Below are 22,278 nucleotides of genomic sequence, written 5' to 3'. Positions count from 1 at the left end.
TGCCGTTAGCGCGTTAGCGCTGCCCTGACGTGAAGGATGCTCTCTTGAACTACGAAGCCCAACTCGATTCCGCTATTGGTAAACTCCATGAGGAAGGTCGGTATCGTACATTCATCGATATCGAGCGCCAGAAGGGCCAGTTCCCGCACGCCGTGTGGCGCAAGGAAGACGGAAGCGAGCAGCCGATCACCGTGTGGTGCGGCAACGACTATCTGGGCATGGGCCAGCATCCCGTCGTTCTGGCGGCGATGCACGAAGCGCTGGACGCGACCGGTGCAGGTTCGGGCGGTACGCGCAACATCTCGGGCACGACGGTTTACCACAAGCGCCTCGAGGCAGAGCTGGCCGATCTTCACCAGAAAGAAGCCGCGCTGCTCTTCACCAGTGCTTACATCGCCAACGACGCGACCCTTTCGACGCTCCCCAAGCTGTTCCCCGGCCTCATCATCTACTCCGATGAGCTGAACCACGCGTCGATGATCGAAGGTATCCGCCGCAACGGTGGTGCCAAGCGCATCTTCAAGCACAACGATCTGGCCGACCTGCGCGCCAAGCTCGAAGCGGACGATCCCGCCGCACCGAAGCTGATCGCGTTCGAGTCCGTCTATTCGATGGATGGCGATTTCGGCCCGATCAAGGAACTGTGCGACCTTGCCGACGAATTCGGTGCGCTGACTTACCTTGATGAAGTGCACGCCGTCGGCATGTACGGCCCGCGCGGTGGCGGCGTTGCTGAACGTGACGGTCTGCTGGACCGCATCGACATCATCAACGGCACCCTTGGTAAAGCGTTCGGCGTTCACGGCGGCTATATCGCTGCGTCGGCTAAGATGTGTGACGCTGTGCGCTCTTATGCGCCCGGCTTTATCTTTACCACGTCGATCCCGCCGGCCGTTGCTGCAGGTGCAGCAGCGTCGGTGGCGCATCTCAAGCAGGATCAGGCCCTGCGTGACCTCCATCAGGAGCGCGCGAAAGTCCTGAAACTCCGCCTCAAGGGCCTCGGTCTGCCGATCATCGACCACGGTTCGCACATTATTCCCGTCGTCGTCGGTGATCCGGTCCACACCAAAAAGTTGTCGGACATGCTGCTTCAGGAGTTCGGAATCTACGTCCAGCCGATCAACTTTCCGACAGTTCCCCGTGGGACGGAGCGTCTTCGTTTCACTCCGTCGCCGGTGCACGGACCACAAGAAATTGACCACCTCGTAGGCGCTATGGACAATCTGTGGTCCCATTGTGCGCTAAATCGTGCCGAAATGGCGGGGTAAAATTTTTCTGCGGGTGCGTGAAGATGTCGTGTATGTTACTTGGCATCAAGGCGTCTAGTTAAACTCGAATCGGGATACTCGGGATGGGCGCCATGTGTTTTGAGGCGGTGGGACGGCCTAATGATCGGGAAGACTTTCAGGCGGAAGCCGGCAGTCGAAGAGACTGAAGTCAAAGGGTTCGATGGTTTCGAACTGCGCTTGGGGGATCTCATGCGCGGCGAGCGTGCGACCATGGGCAAGAGCCTTTTGGACGTCCAGCGCGAACTCAAGATCAAAGCTGCCTACATTGCTGCAATCGAAAACGCCGACCCGTCGGCATTCGATACTCCGGGCTTCATTGCAGGTTACGTGCGTTCCTATGCGCGCTACCTCAACATGGACCCCGAGCAAGCCTTCGATAAATTCTGCGCCGAGAGCGGTTTCACCACCGCCCACGGCATGTCGCCCGCTGCATCGGCCAAAAAGCCGGAGCGCGAAGAGCGTAGCTTCAAGTCCAGCAACGATATGTTCGACTCGCCGTCGACCCCGTTCATTCCGGCGGGCGAGGGGATGCTGTCGCGTATCGAACCGGGTGCCATTGGCTCCGTTCTGGTGCTGGCTGCGCTGATCTGTGGTCTGGGCTACGGCGGTTGGACCGTCCTGCAAGAAGTGCAGAAGGTCCAGTTCGCACCCGTCGAAAACACGCCCGTCGTCGTTGCCGACCTCGACCCGCTCGCTGGCGTTGCCGCCGAACGCGCTGGCACCTCGCTTGACGCAGGCACGTCGATGGCTGCATTCGAGACGCCGAATAACGACACCCTCGACCGTATGTACCGTCCGCAGGCGCTCGATATGCCTGTGCTGATTGCGCGCGACGGTCCGATTTCCTCGCTTAATCCGGCAACCATGGGCACCTTGGCGCCCGAGGTCGAAGCCGAGCCCGTCATTGCCGACGCGACCGAGGCGACCACCGAAACCCTCGCGCCGAGTGGCGTTCAGGTGACAGAGCCGCCCGCACCGCAGCTCGCGATGGTTGCTGTCCGTCCGGCTTGGGTCCGCGTGACCGCCGCTAACGGCACCGTCATTTTCGAAGGCATCATGAATGCTGGCGACACCTATGAGGTGCCGCAGACCGAAGAGCCCGCGACGCTCCGCGTCGGCGAGTCCGGTGCGATGTATTTTGCGATCAACGGCACGCACTACGGTCCGGTTGGCGAAAGCGGTAAGGTCACATCGAACCTCCCGCTGGCGACCGATCAGCTTGCGCAATCGCTTCAGGTCGCTGATCTGAACGCCGATGCCGACCTCGCGGACTTCGTTCGTGTGGCCGAGGCAGAGACTACGTCACAATAACTTTGCCTCGCGGCCCGTTGCCTGTCGGCAGCTTGCGCTTTAGTTAGGACGCAAGCTGCAATCGAGGTTTCGCATGTCGCACAATCCCATCCGTCCCTGGCGCAATATCGACCGCCGCAAGTCCCGCCAGATCATGGTTGGCAACGTGCCGGTGGGTGGCGACGCGCCGATCTCCGTGCAGACGATGACCAACACGCTCACCCACGACGTCAAAGCGACGCTGGATCAGGTGATGCGCGCTGCCGAAGCTGGCGCGGACATCGTGCGTGTCTCGGCACCCGACGTTGAATCGAGCATGGCGCTGAAAGAGATTTGCCGCGAAAGCCCCGTGCCGATCGTGGCGGACATCCACTTCCACTATAAGCGCGCCATCGAGGCGGCCGAGAACGGTGCCGCCTGCCTGCGCATCAACCCCGGAAACATCGGTGACGAGAAGCGCGTCAAAGAGGTCATCAAGGCCGCCAAGGACCACGGATGTTCGATCCGTATTGGTGTGAATGCGGGTTCGCTGGAGCGTCACCTGCTGGACAAATACGGCGAGCCGACCCCCGACGCGATGGTGGAAAGCGGCCTCGACCACATCAAGATCCTTCAGGACAACGACTTCCACGAATTCAAAATCAGCTGCAAAGCGTCGGACGTTTTCATGGCGGCTGCGGCCTACCAGATGCTCGCTGACGCGACCGACGCGCCGATCCACCTCGGGATTACCGAAGCGGGCGGTTTGATGTCGGGTACGATCAAGTCGGCTATCGGCATGGGCAATCTGCTGTGGATGGGCATCGGTGACACGCTGCGCGTCAGCCTCTCTGCCGATCCGGTCGAAGAGGTGAAGGTCGGCTACGAAATCCTCAAGTCCCTCGGCCTGCGCCACCGCGGCGTGAACATCATCTCCTGCCCGAGTTGTGCGCGTCAGGGCTTTGACGTGATCAAGACCGTCGAGATCCTTGAGGACCGCCTTCAGCACATCAAGACGCCGATGAGCCTTTCGATCATCGGTTGCGTCGTGAACGGTCCGGGTGAGGCACTAATGACCGACGTGGGCTTCACCGGCGGTGGTGCCGGGTCGGGCATGGTCTATCTGGCGGGCAAGCAGAGCCACAAGCTCGGCAATGACGGCATGATCGAACACATCGTGGAGCAGGTCGAAAAGAAGGCTGCCGAGATCGAGGCGGCCAATGCTTCCGAAGCGGCTGAATAAGACCTGAGCACTGAAACGAAAAACGGGGGCCAATCGGCCCCCGTTACTTATTCCGCAGCTTCGGCCGCTGGCGGCGTCGATTTCGGTGCCAGTTTTTCCATCGCGTCGAATTGCGACAGGAAAATCTCGCCCGTCAGTTCGTGCAGGAAGTGCGAGGTCTGGAGCTTGTCCATGACGGGGCCTTTGACCTCGGACATGTGCAGTTTGATATTGTTGGTCTTCAGTCGCTCGTTGATCGCTTCGAGGCTTTCGAGCGCCGAGAAGTCGATGGCGTTGACCGCTGACATCATCAGAACGAGGTTCTTCACGCCGCAATCCGGCTGGATACGGTCATAAATGAAGTCCTCAAGGAACCGCGCGTTGGCGAAGTAGAGGCTTTCATCGACGCGGATCGTGACCAGCGACGGATCGGTAATGACCGTGTGGCGGCGGATGTTGCGGAAGTGCTCCGTGCCTGCAACCAGGCCGACTTCAGCGATGTGAGGACGCGAGGTTTTCAGCAGGAACAGGATGACCGAGAGGCCGACACCAGCCGAAACGCCAACCTCGACACCGAACAGCAACGTCAGGGCAATCGTGGTCGCGACGGCAAAGAAGTCCTGACGCGAGTAGCCCCACGAGCGCTTGAGGATCGAGAAATCGACGAGGCTCAGAACCGCAACGATGATGGTCGCCGCCAGCGTTGCCTTCGGGAGGAAGTACAGCAGCGGGGTCAGCGCGACAGCGGCGATGGCGAGACCGACAGCGGTGAAGGCACCTGCGGCGGGCGTTTCGGCACCTGCGTCGAAGTTCACGACCGAGCGGGCAAAGCCGCCGGTGACCGGATAGCCACCAGTGAAGGCAGCACCGATATTCGCAGCGCCGAGGCCGATGAGTTCCTGATCCGGAACAATGCGTTGACGCTTCTTCGCGGCGAGCGTCTGGGCAACCGAAATCGATTCAACGAAGCCGATGATCGAGATCAGCAGGGCAGGGACGAACAGCTGGCCGATCACGGTGGGCGACAGGCCGGGCATGGTGAACGGCGGCAGGCTCTGCGGAACCGACCCGACGATCTTGACGCCCCAGTCATTCAGGCCGAACGCCCAAGTAACAACGGTGGTCGCGACAACGGCAGCGACCGGACCGGCTTTGGTCAGGATGTCGGCCATACGCGGCTTGAGGCCCTTGGACAGCAGCAGCGGCTTGAGGCCCTTGCGAACCCAGAACAGGAACGCAGTCGCAGCAACGCCGAGGATCAGCGTGATGAAGTTGAGGCCGGTGATGTTGTGGAACAGGCTTTCAATCATGTGGGGCAGGGTGTGACCCGACAGGCTGATGCCGAGGATGTGGCCGATCTGGCTGCCCGCGATCAGGATGCCCGATGCAGTAATGAAGCCTGCGATCACAGGGTGCGACAGGAAGTTGGCGATGAAGCCGAGCTTCAGCAGACCGAGGACCAGCAGCATGACGCCCGACAGGAACGCCAGCGACAGGGCAGCAGTGGCGTAACCCATCGTACCGCTTTCGGCGATGTTGCCGATCGCAGCAGCGGTCATGAGCGAGACGACAGCAACAGGACCGACCGCCAGCGAACGCGACGTGCCGAAGACTGCGTAGAGCATGATCGGCACGATCGAGGCGTAGATACCGGCTTCGGGCGGCAGACCGGCGAGCAGCGCGTAGGCCAGCGACTGCGGCACCAGCATGATCGTCACGATCACGGCGGCGATCAGGTCGTTCGACAGCGCATCGCGGTTATAGGTGCGACCCCATTGCAGGATCGGCAGATAGCGGGAAAGAGAGGAGAAGTTCATTGGTGCCTCGAACCGAGGAAAAAGAAAAAGGTGGCGGAGCTATGTGGGAACCCCGCCAAGGTGCTGCCCGGCATGGACACCGGGCAGGTATGGGTCAGGAATTCGCCGAAATCGCTTCGGGTTTGACCATCCATTCGCGCCCGCGGAGCATGGCTTTCCAGTAGACCGGCGGAAGCGCGGTTTCCTTGAGCCACCAAGCCGCGCGGGTCGGCTTGGTTCCGTCGAGCAGGAACTTCGGGAAGCTCGGGAGGAGCTTGCCGCCGTAACCGAACTCGGCGAGGACGATCTTGCCGCGCTCGACGGTGAGCGGGCAGGAGCCGTAACCGTTGTACTGGACTGCGGCGGACTTGCCGTCGATATCGGCGCAGACGTTCTCGGCCACAACAGGCGCCTGAACACGGGCCGCAGCAGCGGTCTTGGCGTTCGGCGCGTTCATGACGTCACCCAGCGACCAGATGTTCTCGTAGGTCTTGTGACGCAGGGTGGACTGATCGACGTCGACCCAACCGGCAGCATCGGCCAGCGGAGAGACGCGGATGAAGTCAGGCGCGACCTGCGGCGGAACAACGTGGATCATGTCGAAGTCGACAGTGACCTCGGTCTTTTCGGTGTCCGGCTTGGCCACGGTAAAGGTCGCCTTCTTCGCCTCGCCGTCGATCGACTTGAGGTTATGGAAGAAGTTGAGGGTCGCGTCGTACTTCTCGATGTATTTCTCGAGAGCCGGTACGTATTCCTTCACGCCGAAGAGCACACCGCCAGCGTTCATGAACTGGATGTCGATGTCCTTGAGCGTGCCGCTGCGGTGCCAATGGTCGCCCGACAGGTACATCGCCTTCTGCGGCGCGCCTGCGCATTTGATCGGCATCGGCGGCTGGGTGAAGAGGGCCTTGCCCTCTTTCATCTCGCTCACCAGCTTCCACGTGTATGGCGCAAGGTCATATCGGTAGTTCGAGGTCACGCCGTTCTTGCCGAGTGTTTCGACCAGACCTTCGATGCCGTTCCAGTTCAGCTTGAGGCCCGGCGCAACGATCAGGCGCTTATAGCCAACTGTGCGGCAGCCATCGAGGATGACGACGTTGTCCTTCGGCTCGAACGCAGCGACGGCGGATTTGATCCACGTGACATCACGGGGGATCAGGCTGCCCATCGTCTTGGCGGTTTCTTCGGCATGGAACACGCCGCCACCGACGAGCGTCCAGCCCGGTTGGTAGTAGTGGATGTCCGCTGGATCGATGATCGCGATCTGGAGGTTCGGCTTGCGGGCCTTCAGCGAAGCCGCGACCGAGATGCCGCCAGCACCAGCGCCGACGATGACGACTTCGTAGGATGCATCGGTGGTGTTGGTCGGGGTCTTGCCGCCATTGACGATGCGGCGAACAACGCCGCCCATGTCGTAGCCTGCGGCCTTGGTTGTGGCGAGGATATCGGTGGTCGACATCTTGCTTGCTTGGCTCAGCGACCAGAGCGTCGCGGAGCGGGTGCCCGTGCGGCAGTAGGCCAGCACCGGACCGGGGAGGGTATCGAGGGCATCGCCGAACTTCTCAGCGTCGTCATCGCCAACCTTGCCCGAAACGATGGGCAGGTAGAGCGTTTCGAGACCGGCCGTTTTGGCTGCGGTTTCGATCTCTTCGAACGTTGGCTGGTCCGCGCCTTCACCGTCGGGACGGTTGCAGATGATCGCGCGGAAGCCCGCTTCGGCGATGGCCAGAACGTCGGCGGCAGTGATCTGCGGCGTTACGCTCAGGCGTTTGCTGATAGTCTTGATGTCCATGATATCTCCTCTCCAAATCGGCTTTGCGAGGTCGGTGCGGCCTTAGAGGCCGTTTACCGGAACCTTCAGCATCGGGTTGCCGTCCTTGTCGGTCGGCACTTCACCCGCGCGCATGTTCACTTGGAGCGAGGGGATAATCAGACGCGGCATAGCGAGCTGCGCATCACGCTCGGTGCGGAACTTGACGAACTCTTCTTTCGTCTTGCCCTCACCAACGTGGATGTTGTGCTTCTTCTCGTCGCCGACGGTGGTTTCCCACTGGATGTCACGGCCGTTGGGGCCGTAGTCGTGGCACATGAAGAGGCGCATATCGTCCGGCAGTTCCAGCACCTTCTGGATCGAGTCGAACAGAATACCAGCGTCACCACCCGGGAAATCGGCACGGGCAGAGCCGCCGTCGGGCATGAACAGGGTGTCGCCGACGAACGACGCGTTGCCCATCGTGTGAACCATACAAGCAGGGGTGTGACCCGGTGTGTGCATGGCGAAACACTTCATGTTCCCGACCATGTATTCGTCGCCGTCTTGGAACAGCTTGTCGAACTGCGAGCCGTCACGCTGGAATTCGGTGCCTTCGTTGAAGACTTTGCCAAAGACGTCCTGAACGGTTTTGATGTGCTCGCCGATACCGATCTTGCCGCCCAGTTTTTTCTGGATGTAAGGCGCAGCCGAGAGGTGGTCGGCGTGGACGTGGGTTTCGATCAGCCACTCCAGCTCCAGACCTTCGTCTTCGATGTACTTGATGATTTCGTCAGCCGAATCGTACGTGATACGGCCTGCGGCGTAATCAATGTCCATGACCGAGTCGACGACGGCACACTTCTTTGTTTCCGGATCCTTGACCACGTAGGAGATGGTCCAAGTGGCTTCGTCGAAGAAAGCTTTGACGTCCGGGGTGATGTCCATGTTGACGGGGTAATTTGTCATTTTCGGTACTCCTCGTGCGAGCTTGCGCTCTAAGAAAGACTTCGCTGCCTATCAGGTCGATACCTGCAAACATTGCGATGTTGCAATGTATATGCTCCCATAGTTTGATTGTGTCAACGGAAGCATTGCAAAAGCCAGATAAAATCTTCAATAAAGTGAATATGTATTGATGTGTGTGGACGGTCGATCCGTAGAAAAAGGCGTGTTTTCATCATTGTAGGCTCCGCACTACCTGATCGGATAGGGCGATTTGGCGCAGGATGTCCGCAACCATGAGGCGCGGAATCCAGCATTGCTGGCAGCATTCCTCCCCGACCGAGTCGCGCATTGCGCCTCAATCAAAGACGGCTATTCTGCACGTCTATCGATAGAGGAAAGCGCCCCGTGATTAAGCTGATCGACGTTCACCACCCGTGGTTCAAGCCGCTCTGGCGCCGTATCCTCGTGGTCATCCTGCCGCTCGGCTGGGCCTTGTTCGAGCTGTCGCGGGAAGACGAAATGTGGGCGCTGCTCTTCGGTGCGATCGGCATTTACGCGGCATACATGCTGTTCTGGGTCTTCCGCATGGAACACGAGAACTCCGAAAGTGAGGGTTGAGCGAGCCGCGCCGAGCGCTCATCCATACGTGGAAAACTGTTGTTCTGTTGGACACACATGGACAAAACGCAGGTATACGAAGGGTTAGTGACTACCCAATAGTGCATTTCGATATATCCTTGGGCCTAAGAAATCCGAGGAGCGTGCCATGCGTAAAAAAGGCCTCAAAGTATCGATGGGAAAGACCGGCTTCCATTTCTGGCAAGTCAAAATCGGTCGTACCCCCGCACCGTCGATCCGCGTGATGAACTACGATTTCCGCCCGAATACGGGAAAGCGCCCGTTTTCACAGGCGCTCCTCAACGTGTCTGCTATCGGTGATGCGCAAAAACGCCCGACGATCTCTGCCGAAGAAGCAGCGCTGGTTGTTGAGGTGGAAGCCGAGATCACCCAGCCTCCGGTTCAACAGCAGCGCCGTCCTTCGCTGAGCCTCGTTACGTAATCACGTTCGGGGCCTCGCGGCCCGTATTTTTTACGATACCTGCAATCTCGTCTGCTGCCGCAATGATCGGCGCCAGCGCCTCTTGTGCGTCGCGGTGCAGTTTCGACTGATCGGTTTCGTATTCTTCTAGATAAACGCGGATCGTCGCGCCAACGGTGCCGGTGCCCGAGAGGCGGAACACAACGCGGCCGCCCGAGGTAAAGCCGATACGGATGCCTTGCTTGGTCGCGCGGCTGCCATCAACCGGATCGTCGTAGGCGAACTCGTCCGCTGTCGCGATGGTGAGCGGGCCGTAGGTCTGGCCGGGTAGTTCTTCGAAGCGGGCACGCAGACCGTCCATCAGCGCATTGGCTTTCTCGGTTTCCACGTCCTCGTAGTCGTGACGGCTGTAGTAGTTGCGACCGTATTCGGCCCAGTGATCGGCCATGATCTCTTTGACCGATTTGCCGGTCGCCGCGAGGATGTTGAGCCACAGCAGCACCGCCCAGAGGCCGTCCTTTTCGCGAACGTGGTTCGAACCGGTGCCAGCGCTTTCCTCACCGCAAAGCGTGGCGCGGCCAGCATCGAGCAGGTTGCCGAAGAATTTCCAGCCGGTCGGGGTCTCGAAACACTCGATGCCCTTCTTTTCAGCCACGCGGTCGACCGCGCCCGAGGTAGGCATCGAACGCGCCACACCTGCGAGGCCATCTGAATAGGCCGGAGCCACAGTCGCCTGAGCAGCCAGCACGGCGAGGCTGTCGGACGGGGTCACGTACTGGCCCTTGCCGACGATCATGTTTCGGTCGCCGTCACCATCGGATGCGGCACCGAAGTCAGGCGCGTCGTCGCCCATCATCAGGTCCATCAGGTCCTTTGCCCAAATCGGGTTCGGGTCGGGGTGCCCACCGCCGAAGTCGGGCAAGGGCGTTGCATTGACCACGGTGCCTTCCGCAGCGCCGAGGCGACCTTCCAGGATCGCTTTGGCATACGGGCCGGTCACGGCGTGCATCGCATCGAAACGCATGGTGAAGCCGCCCGCGAACAGCTTTGTGATGGCGTCGAAGTCGAAGAGCTTCTCCATCAGTTCGGCATAATCCGCGACGGGATCAATGATCTCGACGGTCATGTCGCCGACCTTCGTGGTGCCGATGGCGCCAAGGTCGATGTCCGCGGTTTCCAGCGTCTTATATTGAACGAGTTCTTTGGTGCGGTCGAAGATTTTGTCGGTCACATGCTCGGCAGCAGGACCACCGTTCGGGCCGTTGTATTTCAGGCCGAAGTCCTCATCCGGACCGCCAGGGTTATGCGATGCCGACAGGATCAGGCCACCGTCCGTGCCATTCTTGCGGATCAGGTTCGAAGCGGCAGGGGTCGAACAGATTCCGCCCTGACCAACGATGCACTTCGACGCGCCATTGGCAGCGGCCATGCGCAGGATTGTCTGGATGGCGCTGTCGTTGAAATAACGACCGTCGCCGCCGACCACGAGCGTTTTGCCCTGCACGCCGCCGATCCCGTCGAAAATCGACTGGACGTAGTTTTCAAGGTAGTGCGGTTGCATGAAGACCTTTGTCTTTTTGCGCAGGCCGCTGGTGCCGGGTTTCTGACCGTCAATCGGTTGGGTGTCGACCAAAATGGGTTCCATAATACTTCCTTGGTTAATCAATACGTTCGAGGGCAAACGCAGAAACAGACTGCGCACAAATGGTTTCGACCGCCATCGCATAGCGGGACGGCATCTCGGGGTGGCCGGTGTCGAGCGCAGCGCGCCAGCGCATATTGTGCGGCGCTTCGGGCAGGGCGACTTCGGTCTCTGCACCCATGTTGAACACGGCGAAAACAGCACCTTCGCGGACCATGTATTCCGGCGTGCCGGAGGCCATGCGCATCTCCACCGCAAGGAGCTTCAACTCGGGGTCGGCCCAGTCGGCATCCTCCATCAGCGTGCCGTCGGCCTTGCGCCAGAAGATATCGGGCACACCGTCGACGAGGCGCGCGCGGGAATGGAGGAAGCGGGACTGGCCCAAAATCGGCTCGGACCGGCGGAAAGCGATGGCCTTTTTGACGAAAGCATAGAACTCGCGGTCGGGCTCGTTCCAGTCGACCCAGCCGATGGGATTGTCCTGACAGTAGGCGTTATTGTTACCCTGCTGGGAGTTGCCGATTTCGTCACCCGCGAGGATCATCGGCGTGCCTTGGCTCAGCAGAAGCGTCGCCATCATCGCGCGGCGGCGGGCGGCGCGGGTTGCAATGATCGCCTTGTCGTCGGTGTGACCTTCGACGCCGCAGTTGTCCGAGCAGTTGTGCGAGTGACCGTCGTTGTTGTTCTCGCCGTTCTGTTCGTTGTGCTTTTCATTGTAGCTGACGGTGTCCATCAGCGTGAAACCGTCGTGCGCCGTCAGGAAGTTGACCGAGGAGGTGGCAGGACGCCCGTCGTGGTCGAAACGGATGGCGCTGCCCGACACGCGGCTGGCCAGTTTGTTGATCATACCGCCATCGCCGCGCCACACGCGGCGGATCTGGTCGCGGTATTTGTCATTCCATTCATGGAACGGCGCCGGATAGCTGCCGAGCTGATAGCCGCCCGGCCCGATGTCCCAAGGCTCTGCAATCAGTTTGACCTGATTGAGCACGGGGTCCTGACGGATTGCACGGAAGATCGGGCCGTCGCGGTCGAAGTCGCCGCGCGTGCGGCCCAGCGTGGTGCACAGGTCGAAACGGAACCCGTCGACGTGCATGACCTCGACCCAGTAACGCAGCGAGTCCATCACGAGGCGCAGCGCGAACGGATGGTCCATGTTGATGCTATTGCCGGTGCCCGTGTCGTCGATGTAGTAGCGCGGGCTCTCGGCAAGGCGGTAATAACTGGCGTTGTCCAGACCGCGGAACGACAGTGTCGGGCCCATCTGGTTGCCCTCGGCGGTGTGGTTGTAAACCACGTCGAGGATCACCTCGATCCCGGCCGAATGGAACCGCGCCACCATCTGCTGGAACTCGGCGATATCGCCGTAGGACATGAAGCGCGGATCGGGAGCGAAGAACCCGTAGGTCATATAGCCCCAGTAATTCGTCAGGCCCTTTTCGATCAGGAACCGTTCGTTCAGCGAGGTATGGACCGGCAGCAGTTCTACCGCAGTGATGCCAAGGTCGGTGAGGTGATCCAGCATCTCGTCCGACGCCATCGCGAGGAACTTGCCAGCGTGCGGAATGTCGCGCCGACCAGCGGTGAGGCCTTTGACGTGTGCCTCATAGATCACCGTGTCGGACATCCGCGTTTTCGGCGGCGCATCGCGGCCCCAGCTGAACGCAGGATCGACCACAACGCATTTGGGCATGTACGGCGCGCTGTCCCGTTCATCCTTGGACAGGTCAAGCGCATTCGAATTCACGTCGTAACCGAAGAGCGCGTCATTCCAGATCGGATGCCCGCTGAGCTTTTTGGCATATGGGTCCAGCAGTAGCTTGTGATGGTTAAATCGGTGGCCTTCGTCGGGGCGGTAGGGGCCGTGCGCACGGAAACCGTACTTCTGACCCGGTCGCATTCCGGGGAAGTAGCCATGCCAGACGTGGCCGTCGCGTTCGGGAAGGTCGACCAGAAGGACTTCGTGTCCTTCGTCATCGAAAAGGCACAGCGTCATGCGGGTCGCATACTGCGAAAAGACCGCAAAGTTGACGCCGTCCCCGTCGAATGTAGCACCGAGCGGGAAGGGGTGCCCCGCGCGGATAGCGATATTGCTGCTCATTTCAGTGCCAGCACGTCCTTGTATAGTGCCGCGTATTTCGCGGCGGATGGACCCCAGCCAACCGGCTGCGCCATCGCGTTCTTCTGCATTTTTTCCCATGTCGCCGCGTCCTGATAGAGATCGCAGAGACGGTTGATCGCGTTGCGGAGCGCCTCGGTCGTAATCGGGCTGAACTGAACGCCCGTCGCAACCTTTGCAGCCAGCGCGGCCGGAGATGCGTTGATCACCGTATCGGCAAGGCCGCCGGTGAGCGCGACGCAGGGAATCGTACCATATCGCAGACCATAAAGCTGCGTCAGACCGCAGGGTTCGAAACGCGACGGTACGAGGATCGCGTCACCGCCTGCAATCAAACGGTGAGACAGCGTTTCGTCATAGCCGATGCGCACGCCGACATTATCGTGGCTGGCAAGCTCTCGGTAAGCCTGTTCAAGGCCCGCATCACCTGAACCGAGCAGCGCAAGCTGGCCGCCGCGAGCGGTCAGGGTCGGCATCGCTGCAAGCAGGAGGTCGAGGCCCTTTTGTTCGGTCAGGCGCGAGACGACCACGCAGAGCGGACCGTTGCTTTCCGGCAGTCCGAACTCTTTCTGGAGCGCGGCCTTCGCGCGCTTTTTCCCGCGCGGGGTCTTGTACGGCGGGATATTGATGTCGGTCTTCGGATCCCACGTCGTATCGTCGATGCCGTTGAGGATGCCGACAAGGTCATCGCGGCGGTACCGCATCACGCCATCAAGGCCGAAACCGAAGTGTTCGGTCATCAGCTCTTCGGCGTAGGTCGGGGACACGGTTGTCAGCTTGTCGGCGTTAATCAGGCCGGCTTTGAGCGCAGCGATCTGGCCCCAGAACTCGTAGCCGTCCGAGGTGAACCGCTCGGGATCGAGGCCAAGCGTGCCGATCTTCTCGGCGGGGGCGAGGCCGTGGAACGCCATGTTATGAATGGTCATCACGGTACCGACTTTATCGCTCAGGCCCATCTGGTGCAGGTATTCGGTCATCAGACCTGCCTGCCAGTCGTGACCGTGCAGCACGTCGGGACGCCAGCCGCCCACGCCATCAGCCGCGATCACGGCAGCCGCACGGCCCAGAGCGGCGAAGCGCTCGGCGTTGTCTGGCCAATCTCGTCCGTCGGGACCGAGGTAAATGCTGCCCTCTCGGTCATAAAGGTGCGGCGCGTCGAGCAGCAGGAGGTCCAGCCCCTCGACCTTGGCCGCAAGCACACGGGCAGGACCGCCCATGAGATCGTCGAACGAAAGTACCTTCCGGGCGCCCTTGGTACGCGATTTGACCTGCGGGTAGAGTGGCATCAGCGTCCGCATCCGGACGCCCTCCTGCTCTAGCGCGATGGGCAGTGCCCCCGCCACGTCGGCCAGGCCGCCGGTTTTCACCAGCGGCGCGCACTCGGAAACGACCGAAAGGACTTGTGTCATAGACTTGCTTCTCGTTTATCCAGCATCGATTGCGTGATGAGCGTCGTGCCCTTGGGCGTGACGCGGAACCACTTTGCATCTTCTTCGGGATCCTCGCCGACGACGAGTCCCTCGGGGATGATTACACCGCGATCAATGACAACTTTGCGTAGTCGTGCTGAACGATTAATCACTGCGTAGGGCAGAACCACCGAGTGATCGAGCACCGCGTAGGAATTGGTGTGTACTTCGGTGAAGAGCAGCGAGTTGCGCACCTCGGTCCCCGAAATGATACAGCCGCCCGACACCATCGACGAAATAGCCACGCCGCGGCGGTCCTTTTCATCGTGGATGAACTTCGCGGGCGGGACGCTTTCCGAATAGGTCCAGATCGGCCAGTCGCGATCCCAGAGGTCCAGTTCGGGGGTAAAGCTGGTCAGGTCGATGTTGGCTTCCCAGAACGCATCGACGGTGCCGACGTCTTTCCAATAGGCGGGGGCGCCTTCGTGGCGGACGCAGCTTTCGTCAAAGCGGTGGGCCATCGCCTTACCGTTTTTCACGATCTCGGGGATCAGGTCGTTGCCGAAGTCGTGGCTGGAGTTCGGGTCGACGGCGTCTGCCTTCAATAGCTCGCGCAGGAACTTCCACGAGAAGACGTAGATGCCCATCGACGCCAGCGCGAGGTTCGGGTCTTCTGGCGTTGCGGGCGGGTCCTTCGGCTTTTCGAGGAACGACGTGATTTGACCGGAATCGTTGGTCGCCATAACGCCGAATGCGGTGGCTTCCATGCGTGGCACGGTGAGACAGCCGATGGTGACGTCCGCGTTGGTTTCTACGTGCTGACGGATCATCAGCTCGTAGTCCATTTTATAGATGTGGTCGCCTGCGAGGATCACGATGTAATCGACGTCATAGCTGTCCACGATATCCACGTTCTGCGCGACGGCGTCGGCGGTGCCGCGATACCACATGCTCTCGTCCATGCGCTGCGATGCGGGCAGGATGTCGAGAAATTCGTTGCGCTCCGCACGGAAGAAGTTCCAACCGCGCTGGACGTGACGGATCAGGCTGTGAGCCTTGTATTGCGTCGCCAGCGCGACCTTACGAATACCGGAGTTCATCGCGTTCGACAGGGCGAAGTCGATGATGCGGGTCTTGCCGCCGAAATACACGGCAGGCTTCACGCGACTATCGGTAAGTTCGTGGAGGCGGCTACCGCGACCACCGGCCAGAATGAAGGCCATCGAGCGCTGCGACAGGCGGCGTTGATTCAGGTTTTCCAATTATTCCTCCCAAATTATTCGTTATTTCCGGCGACGAAAATCACCGCTGACAATGCGGGTAGCGTGACCCGAATAGAGTGCTGGTGGCCATGCGCGGGAACGTCCTCGGCCTCGACGCCGCCGTAGTTTCCGACGTTTGCGCCGCCATAAAGCTCGCTGTCGGTGTTCATGGCTTCGCGCCAGAAACCGCCCGACGGCACACCGATGCGGTAGTCTCCGCGTTCGATGGGCGTCATGTTGAGCGCAACCAGCACGGTCGCATCATCGGCATTACCGCGACGCAGATAGGTGAACACCGATTGCTCGGTATTTCCGCCGTCGACCCAGTCGAAGCCTTCGGGCGTGCTGTCGTTGACATGCAGCGCCGGCGTGCCTTGATGGAGCTTGTTCAGATCCCGCACGAGGTTCTGGATGCCCGCGTGCTTGTGGTCGCCCAGCAGATCCCAATCGAGCTGGCGGTCATGGTTCCATTCGCGCCACTGGGCAAATTCATTGCCCATGAACATGAGCTTCTTGCCCGGATGGGTCCACATGAAGCCGTAATAGGCGCGCAGGTTCGCGAATTTCTGCCACTCGTCGCCCGACATCTTTTCGATCATCGAACCTTTGCCGTGGACAACTTCGTCGTGGCTGATCGGCAGCACGAAGTTTTCCGAATAGGCGTAGTGCAGGCCGAAGGTCATCAGGCTGTGGTGGTGTTTGCGGTGGATCGGATCGAGCTCCATGTACCGCAGCGTGTCGTTCATCCAGCCCATGTTCCACTTGAAGCCAAAGCCGAGCCCGCCGTGGTCAACGGGGGCGGAAACCTTGGGGAACGACGTGCTTTCTTCGGCCACCGTCATGATGCCCGCGAACTCGCCATAGGTGACGGAGTTCATGTGGCGCAGCATATCGATGGCCTCATAGTTCTCGCGGCCGCCGTCCTTGTTCGGGATCCATTCACCGTCGCGGCGGGAATAGTCGCGGTAGAGCATCGAAGCGACCGCATCCACGCGCAGGCCGTCGATGTGGTATTCTTCGAGCCAGTAAAGCGCGTTCGAAATAAGATAGTTGGACACCTCGCGCCGACCGTAGTTGTAGATCAGCGTGTTCCAGTCCTGATGGAAGCCTTCCTTCGGATCGGCGTGCTCATAAAGCGACGTGCCGTCGAATTTGGCCAATCCATGCGGGTCGGTGGGGAAGTGCGCGGGCACCCAGTCAATAATGATCCCGAGGCCAGCAGTGTGCGCTGCGTCCACCAGATCGCGGAATTCGTGCGGCGGGCCGAAACGGATGGTCGGCGCGTACATGCCGACGGGCTGATAGCCCCAAGAGCCTTCGAACGGGTATTCGGAAAGCGGCAGGAACTCGATATGGGTGAAGCCCATGTCCTTGACGTAGCTGACCAGTTGCTCGGCCGCTTCTTTGTAGGACAGCGGTCGGTTACCATCATCGACCACGCGGCGCCACGATCCGAGGTGAACCTCATAGATCGAAATTGGCGCGTTGCGGTTCTGCACCTCGGCGCGGGTCTCCATCCAGTCCGCGTCGCGCCAGCCGTAGCCGCTGAGGTCGCGAATGATGCTCGCGGTCTCGGGCGCGTGCTGCGCACCAAAGCCAACGGGGTCGGCCTTCAGATGGCGTTCGCCGTCGGCGCCGATGATATCGTATTTATAACGTTGGCCGTCGTGCGCTGCGGGAATGAATATCTCCCAAACGCCGGAATTGCCGCGGCGGCGCAGAACGTGGCGGCGGTTGTCCCAGTTGTTGAAGTCGCCGATGATCGACACGCGCTTCGCGTTCGGAGCCCAAACGGCGAAGTGGGTGCCTTCGACGTATTCATGGACGATGGTATGGGCACCTAGGATCTTCCACAGGCGGCGGTGTTTGCCTTCGCCAAAGTAATAATCGTCCTCGCCCGACAGCACCGGCCCGAAGCCGTACGCGTCGTCATATTCCCAGCGATTTCCGAAGCCGTCGTCGGCGCGGAGCTTGTACCGCGCCTCGCCCGGAACCTTGCCGCCGTATACGCTACCGTCCAGTCGCTCTAGCGGATAGACCTCGCCGTCGACGAGTGCGTCGAGCGATGCTGTGTCAGGAGCGATAGCGGTAACATAACGGTCCGGGCCTCGGCCCAGAGGGCCGAGATATTGGAAGTTGTCGGCACAGTGGCCGGAGTTCAACGCGTCGAGAATCTCGCTCGACAAAAATGGTTCAGCCGTCATGCCCCAAGTCTATGGCGGATTTCCCTGACGGCAACATATTATCCTAAAGAATAGGCTATTTAGTTGCCGTTCACACCATCCAGTGTGATGTCACACGGCAAAGCGCGTTCGATCACACGGATCGCGTTAGGCACATCGTTGCTCTCTGCACGGCGGAGCGCATTTGCCCGCGAATGGTTCAGCGAAAGCCAACGCTGCAAGAGACGGGCGCGCAGTTCGGGCAGGGGGACGTCCCAGCGGATAGTGAGGTCCCAAAGGTTCGCCAGATCGCGCCACGGTGCCTCGTCGAACATGAGGTAATTGCCCTCGACGATCACGACCTGACAATTCGCCGGCACATAGCCCGATCCTGCGATGGACAGATCGCGGGTACGGTCGAATGTCGGATGAAATACCTGTCCACCGGCGCGCAGGCGGCGGACCATTTCGATGAACCCTTGGGCATCGAACGTCTCTGGCGCGCCTTTGCGCGGACGCATCCCCATTTCGTCGAGGATGGCGTTGTCGAGGTGGAAGCCGTCCATCGGTACGACTGCCGCCGGAATTTTACTGAGGGTCAGGCGCCGCAGAAGTTCTTCCGAAAGGGTGGACTTGCCGCTGGCGGGGGCGCCCGTGAGGGCAACAAGGATACGCTCCTTGCCTTCACGGGCTTTTTCGATCGCTTCGAGGACCAAATTGGATCGATTGGTAAGGTCCTGCATTGCTCTTTCCTTATGCCGGTGTGAGCTCCGTTTGGGGCTCTTTGGCTCCAGTCATATACGCGACTGCGTCCGACATGGTATGGTTTTTCGGATCAATTACGCACAAACGTTTACCCAATCTGTGAACGTGAATGCGGTCTGCCAGTTCAAAGACGTGCGGCATGTTGTGGCTGATCAGAATGATCGGAATACCGCGCGATCTGACGTCCTGGATCAGTTCCAGAACGCGGCGGCTTTCCTTGACACCCAGCGCGGCGGTCGGCTCGTCGAGGATGATAACGCGCGATCCGAATGCGGCGGCGCGGGCCACGGCAACACCTTGGCGCTGACCGCCTGAAAGGGTCTCCACCGCCTGATTGATGTTCTGGATTGTCATCAGGCCCAAATCGTTCAGCTTCTGGCGGGCGAAGTCTTCCATGCGCTTGTGGTCAAGCTGGCGGAAGACGCTGCCCATGATGCCCGGTTTGCGCAGTTCGCGCCCCATGAACATGTTGTCGGCGATCGACAGGGCAGGGGACATCGCAAGCTGCTGGTACACCGTTTCGATGCCAGCCTCGCGCGCTTCATTCGGGCTACCGAAATGGACGCGCTTGCCGTCGAGGTAGATCTCGCCCTCGTCGGGCGTCACAGCGCCCGACAGTGCCTTGATGAGCGTCGATTTACCTGCGCCGTTGTCGCCGATGACCGCGAGGATCTCACCCGGATAGAGTTCGAAATCGCAGTGGTCCATCGCGACCACTTTGCCGTAGCGCTTGACGAGGTTCTTTGCGTGAAGGATCGGTTCCATTATGCAGTCGCCTTTCTGATCCACTGGTCCACAGCCACAGCGCCGATGATGAGCGCGCCGATGAGCAGGTAAGTCCACTGGGCGTCAGCACCCAGCAGGCGCAGGCCGAGGGTGAACACACCCACGATGATCGCGCCGAAGATCATGCCGAGGATCGAGCCGCGTCCACCAAAGAGGGAGATGCCGCCGATCACCACAGCGGTGATGGAGTCGATGTTTGCCAGCTGGCCCGAGGTCGGCGAGACCGAACCGATGCGGCCGATAAGCGCCCAGCCTGCGAAGGCACAGATGAGGCCCGATAGCATGTAGACGGAGATGAGGGTGTTGCGGGTATTCACGCCCGAAAGCTCTGCCGCTTCGATATCGTCACCCACGGCGTAGATGTGGCGGCCGTAAGCGGTCTGACGCAGGACGTAGGCGAGGACCAATACGAGCAGGATCATAAAGACCACGCCGTATGTGAAGACCGCTCCTCCCACGCGGAAACTGTTGCCAAAGAACTGGAGCAGCGGTGCGCTGGCCTCGATTTCCTGGCTACGGATGGTCTCGTTCGCCGAGTACAGGAAGTTCGTTGCCAGCACGATCTGCCACATGCCGAGCGTCACGATGAACGGCGGCAGTTTGACGACAGCGACAAGGAAACCGTTGATGAAGCCGCAGATCGAACCGCAGAGAAGGCCGCAGACGATCGCGATTTCCGGCGGCAGGCCGTAGCGGAATGCGAACTGGCCCATGACGACCGAAGACAGCACCATGATCGCGCCGACCGACAGGTCGATGCCCGCAGTCAGGATGACCAGCGATTGCGCCGCGCCGACGATGCCGACGATCTGGATCTGCTGGAGAATGAGTGTCATCGAGAACGGCGAGAAGAAGCGGAAGCGATCCCCTTCACCAATTCCCAAAGCGCCGAGAATTGCGGTCCCGTCGATGGCAACAGCAAAGATGATGAGCGAGGCGATAAGCACGATCAGCGGAACGAGCGACGGCGTCACATGGAGCCGGTGCTGGAAACGCTGGAATGCAGATTTGTGATTGTCCTCGAACGCAGCGACGGCATCTGCCCTATTGGCCGCGCTTTCGTAATTTTCCGTTCCTGACACGGTGCCCTCCAGAGATATCCCAAGAAACGTTATGCGTTTCTTCTAGAGAAAAGGGGCAGGCCGAAGCCCGCCCCTCGAAGATTTGTTAAATTGGCTATTAGCCCCAGCAGAGGTCGGTGCCTTCGGCGACCGAGATCGAGTCAACGCCGTCGACTGCCTTGTCGGTGACCAGAGCCACGCCGGTGTCGAAGAAGTCCTTGCCTTCGGTCGGCTGCGGCAGGGTGCCGTCAGCTGCGTACTGTGCAATCGCTTCGATGCCGAGCGAAGCCATCAGCAGCGGGTACTGCTGCGAAGTCGCGCCGATCACGCCGTCAGCAACGTTCTGAATGCCCGGGCAGCCGCCGTCGACCGAAACGATCAGGACGTCGTTTTCACGGCCGATCGACTTCAGAGCTTCATAAGCGCCGGCAGCAGCCGGTTCGTTGATGGTGTAGACAACGTTGATCATCGGCTCGACAGCGAGAAGGGCTTCCATAGCCTTGCGGCCGCCTTCTTCGTTACCTGCGGTGACTTCGTTGCCGACGATACGGTCATCTTCTTCGTCGCCCCACTTGTTCGGGTCGCCGAGGTCGATGCCGAAGCCCTGCAGGAAGCCCTGGTCGCGCAGAACGCCAACGGTCGGCTGCGAAACAGCGAGGTCGAGCATTGCGATCTTTGCGTTGGCAGCGTCGTCACCAAGTGCACCGGCAGCCCACTGGCCGATGAGTTCGCCAGCAAGGAAGTTGTCGGTTGCGAAGGTTGCGTCAGCAGCGTCGATCGGGCTCAGCGGGGTGTCGAGAGCGATGACGAGCAGGCCGTTTTCACGGGCCATTTCGACCGAGTTCACGATGGCGCTGGTGTCCGAAGCGGTCAGCAGGATACCCGAAGCGCCTTCGGCGATGCAGGTTTCGATAGCAGCAACTTGGGTTTCGTGGTCGCCGTCGACTTTACCAGCGAAGGTCAGCAGGTTGATGCCCAGCTCTTCAGCCTTGGCAGTCGCACCTTCACGCATCTTTACGAAGAACGGGTTGGTGTCGGTTTTGGTGATCAGGCACGCAGTGGTGTGGTCATCAGCCGAAGCAGCGCCAGCCATAGCAACGAGGGCCAGTGCGGACCCAGCAAGAAGTTTTTTCATGTTTTCCTCCCAATGCTGCGGGGCATTCCTCAAGCCTGATCCGCAGCAGTTTCACTTTGAACACCTTTATCAAGGACGATTCGTCGGGCGCCGTCAATATTTAAATCAGTCTGATTTATTTATTGACATCGGAGCGCCGTGGGAGTGAGGCTAGGGGCGGAGGAGACAAGGGAAAAGCTATGCTTATAGGTATTCCGCCCCTTTTGGGGCCTGATCTGTTGTACACGCTGCGCGCGATGGGACACGGAGACGAAATCGCGATTGTGGATGGTAACTACCCGTCGCTGGCCCATGCAAAAAGGCTGGTGCGCGTGGACGGCGCCAACCTTTGCGACACGCTAAGGGCGATCCTGACGGTCATGCCGCTGGACCACGTGGTGCAGCCGGCATTCCGCTCGTCGGAAAACAACGACCCGACTCAGCGCGCCAAGGTGCACGACGAGATCGAAGCCGTTTTCGCGGAAATGACACCCGACATCCAAGTGGAAGCCATCGACGGTGACCATTTGTATTCTCGCGTGAAAGAAGCACACACGGTTGTCGCGACGATAGAGCCTGCTCTATATGCCAACGTGATATTGAGAAAAGGTATCATCTGGCCCTGAACCGGATGAACGTGGCGGC

Annotated in this window: 18 protein-coding genes; 6 read left to right on the top strand and 12 right to left on the bottom strand. The window is 60.2% G+C overall.

The features are described 5' to 3' along the window. Positions 1 to 44 precede the first annotated feature (44 nt). The 3 genes from hemA to ispG all read left to right on the top strand — a co-directional run bounded on the left by hemA (position 45) and on the right by ispG (position 3,801). Positions 45 to 1,268: a 5-aminolevulinate synthase gene (gene hemA / locus IF204_RS08775; protein WP_194096259.1), complete on the top strand. Its 1,224-nt coding sequence runs from the start codon at positions 45 to 47 to the stop codon at positions 1,266 to 1,268. A 120-nt stretch (positions 1,269 to 1,388) separates the two neighbouring features. Then, positions 1,389 to 2,600, top strand: coding sequence for a helix-turn-helix domain-containing protein (locus IF204_RS08770; RefSeq protein WP_194096257.1), 1,212 nt, complete (start codon positions 1,389 to 1,391; stop codon positions 2,598 to 2,600). Between the two features lie 73 nt (positions 2,601 to 2,673). Further along, complete coding sequence (gene ispG / locus IF204_RS08765) at positions 2,674 to 3,801, top strand: flavodoxin-dependent (E)-4-hydroxy-3-methylbut-2-enyl-diphosphate synthase (protein ID WP_194096256.1); 1,128 nt, start codon at positions 2,674 to 2,676, stop codon at positions 3,799 to 3,801. Between the two features lie 47 nt (positions 3,802 to 3,848). Here the strand turns inward: ispG and IF204_RS08760 are convergent, their stop codons facing one another. The 3 genes from IF204_RS08760 to IF204_RS08750 form a co-directional block, all read right to left on the bottom strand. Beyond that, the gene (locus IF204_RS08760; protein WP_194096254.1) at positions 3,849 to 5,597 is read right to left on the bottom strand and encodes a SulP family inorganic anion transporter; all 1,749 of its coding nucleotides are present in this window, start codon (positions 5,595 to 5,597) and stop codon (positions 3,849 to 3,851) included. A gap of 94 nt (positions 5,598 to 5,691) precedes the next feature. Then, positions 5,692 to 7,368: a bifunctional protein tyrosine phosphatase family protein/NAD(P)/FAD-dependent oxidoreductase gene (locus IF204_RS08755; RefSeq protein ID WP_194096252.1), complete on the bottom strand. Its 1,677-nt coding sequence runs from the start codon at positions 7,366 to 7,368 to the stop codon at positions 5,692 to 5,694. Between the two features lie 42 nt (positions 7,369 to 7,410). Further along, positions 7,411 to 8,295, bottom strand: a complete 885-nt coding sequence (locus IF204_RS08750) for an MBL fold metallo-hydrolase (protein WP_194096251.1) — start codon at positions 8,293 to 8,295, stop codon at positions 7,411 to 7,413. 384 nt (positions 8,296 to 8,679) lie between these two features. On the opposite strand from IF204_RS08750, the gene IF204_RS08745 reads away from it, so the two are divergent. Continuing rightward, positions 8,680 to 8,892, top strand: coding sequence for a hypothetical protein (locus tag IF204_RS08745; RefSeq protein WP_194096249.1), 213 nt, complete (start codon positions 8,680 to 8,682; stop codon positions 8,890 to 8,892). A gap of 148 nt (positions 8,893 to 9,040) precedes the next feature. Further along, complete coding sequence (locus tag IF204_RS08740; RefSeq protein ID WP_194096247.1) at positions 9,041 to 9,334, top strand: hypothetical protein; 294 nt, start codon at positions 9,041 to 9,043, stop codon at positions 9,332 to 9,334. On the opposite strand, the gene IF204_RS08735 is transcribed toward IF204_RS08740, so the two are convergent. From IF204_RS08735 to IF204_RS08695, 9 genes are all read right to left on the bottom strand, one after another. Beyond that, positions 9,327 to 10,958 (bottom strand): alpha-D-glucose phosphate-specific phosphoglucomutase, encoded by a 1,632-nt coding sequence (locus IF204_RS08735; RefSeq protein ID WP_194096245.1) that lies wholly within the window; start codon positions 10,956 to 10,958, stop codon positions 9,327 to 9,329. The genes IF204_RS08740 and IF204_RS08735 overlap by 8 nt on opposite strands. A gap of 13 nt (positions 10,959 to 10,971) precedes the next feature. Then, positions 10,972 to 13,056 carry a glycogen debranching protein GlgX gene (gene glgX, locus IF204_RS08730; protein ID WP_194098187.1) on the bottom strand — a complete coding sequence of 695 codons (2,085 nt, stop codon included), beginning with the start codon at positions 13,054 to 13,056 and terminating at the stop codon, positions 10,972 to 10,974. Next, the gene (gene glgA, locus IF204_RS08725; RefSeq protein ID WP_194096243.1) at positions 13,053 to 14,483 is read right to left on the bottom strand and encodes a glycogen synthase GlgA; all 1,431 of its coding nucleotides are present in this window, start codon (positions 14,481 to 14,483) and stop codon (positions 13,053 to 13,055) included. Before glgA ends, glgX begins: the two co-directional genes overlap by 4 nt. After that, the gene (glgC, locus tag IF204_RS08720; protein WP_194098186.1) at positions 14,480 to 15,736 is read right to left on the bottom strand and encodes a glucose-1-phosphate adenylyltransferase; all 1,257 of its coding nucleotides are present in this window, start codon (positions 15,734 to 15,736) and stop codon (positions 14,480 to 14,482) included. The genes glgA and glgC overlap by 4 nt, the downstream gene beginning before the upstream one ends. Positions 15,737 to 15,759: 23 nt before the next feature. After that, a complete protein-coding gene (gene glgB / locus IF204_RS08715; RefSeq protein WP_194096241.1) occupies positions 15,760 to 17,949 on the bottom strand; it encodes a 1,4-alpha-glucan branching protein GlgB in 2,190 nt (729 codons plus the stop codon). 59 nt (positions 17,950 to 18,008) lie between these two features. After that, positions 18,009 to 18,650, bottom strand: coding sequence for a nucleoside/nucleotide kinase family protein (locus tag IF204_RS08710; protein WP_194096239.1), 642 nt, complete (start codon positions 18,648 to 18,650; stop codon positions 18,009 to 18,011). 10 nt (positions 18,651 to 18,660) lie between these two features. Further along, on the bottom strand, positions 18,661 to 19,437 hold the full coding sequence (locus IF204_RS08705) for an ATP-binding cassette domain-containing protein (RefSeq protein WP_194096237.1): 777 nt from the start codon (positions 19,435 to 19,437) through the stop codon (positions 18,661 to 18,663). After that, on the bottom strand, positions 19,437 to 20,540 hold the full coding sequence (locus tag IF204_RS08700) for an ABC transporter permease (RefSeq protein WP_194096235.1): 1,104 nt from the start codon (positions 20,538 to 20,540) through the stop codon (positions 19,437 to 19,439). Before IF204_RS08700 ends, IF204_RS08705 begins: the two co-directional genes overlap by 1 nt. A 97-nt stretch (positions 20,541 to 20,637) precedes the next feature. Further along, positions 20,638 to 21,654: a sugar ABC transporter substrate-binding protein gene (locus IF204_RS08695; protein ID WP_167636226.1), complete on the bottom strand. Its 1,017-nt coding sequence runs from the start codon at positions 21,652 to 21,654 to the stop codon at positions 20,638 to 20,640. Between the two features lie 179 nt (positions 21,655 to 21,833). On the opposite strand from IF204_RS08695, the gene IF204_RS08690 reads away from it, so the two are divergent. Next, positions 21,834 to 22,259: an RbsD/FucU family protein gene (locus tag IF204_RS08690; RefSeq protein WP_194096233.1), complete on the top strand. Its 426-nt coding sequence runs from the start codon at positions 21,834 to 21,836 to the stop codon at positions 22,257 to 22,259. Positions 22,260 to 22,278: the final 19 nt, after the last annotated feature.

It is taken from the genome of Marivivens aquimaris, from assembly GCF_015220045.1.
GTDB lineage: Bacteria > Pseudomonadota > Alphaproteobacteria > Rhodobacterales > Rhodobacteraceae > Marivivens > Marivivens aquimaris.
This window is presented reverse-complemented; position numbering and strand designations above follow the sequence as displayed.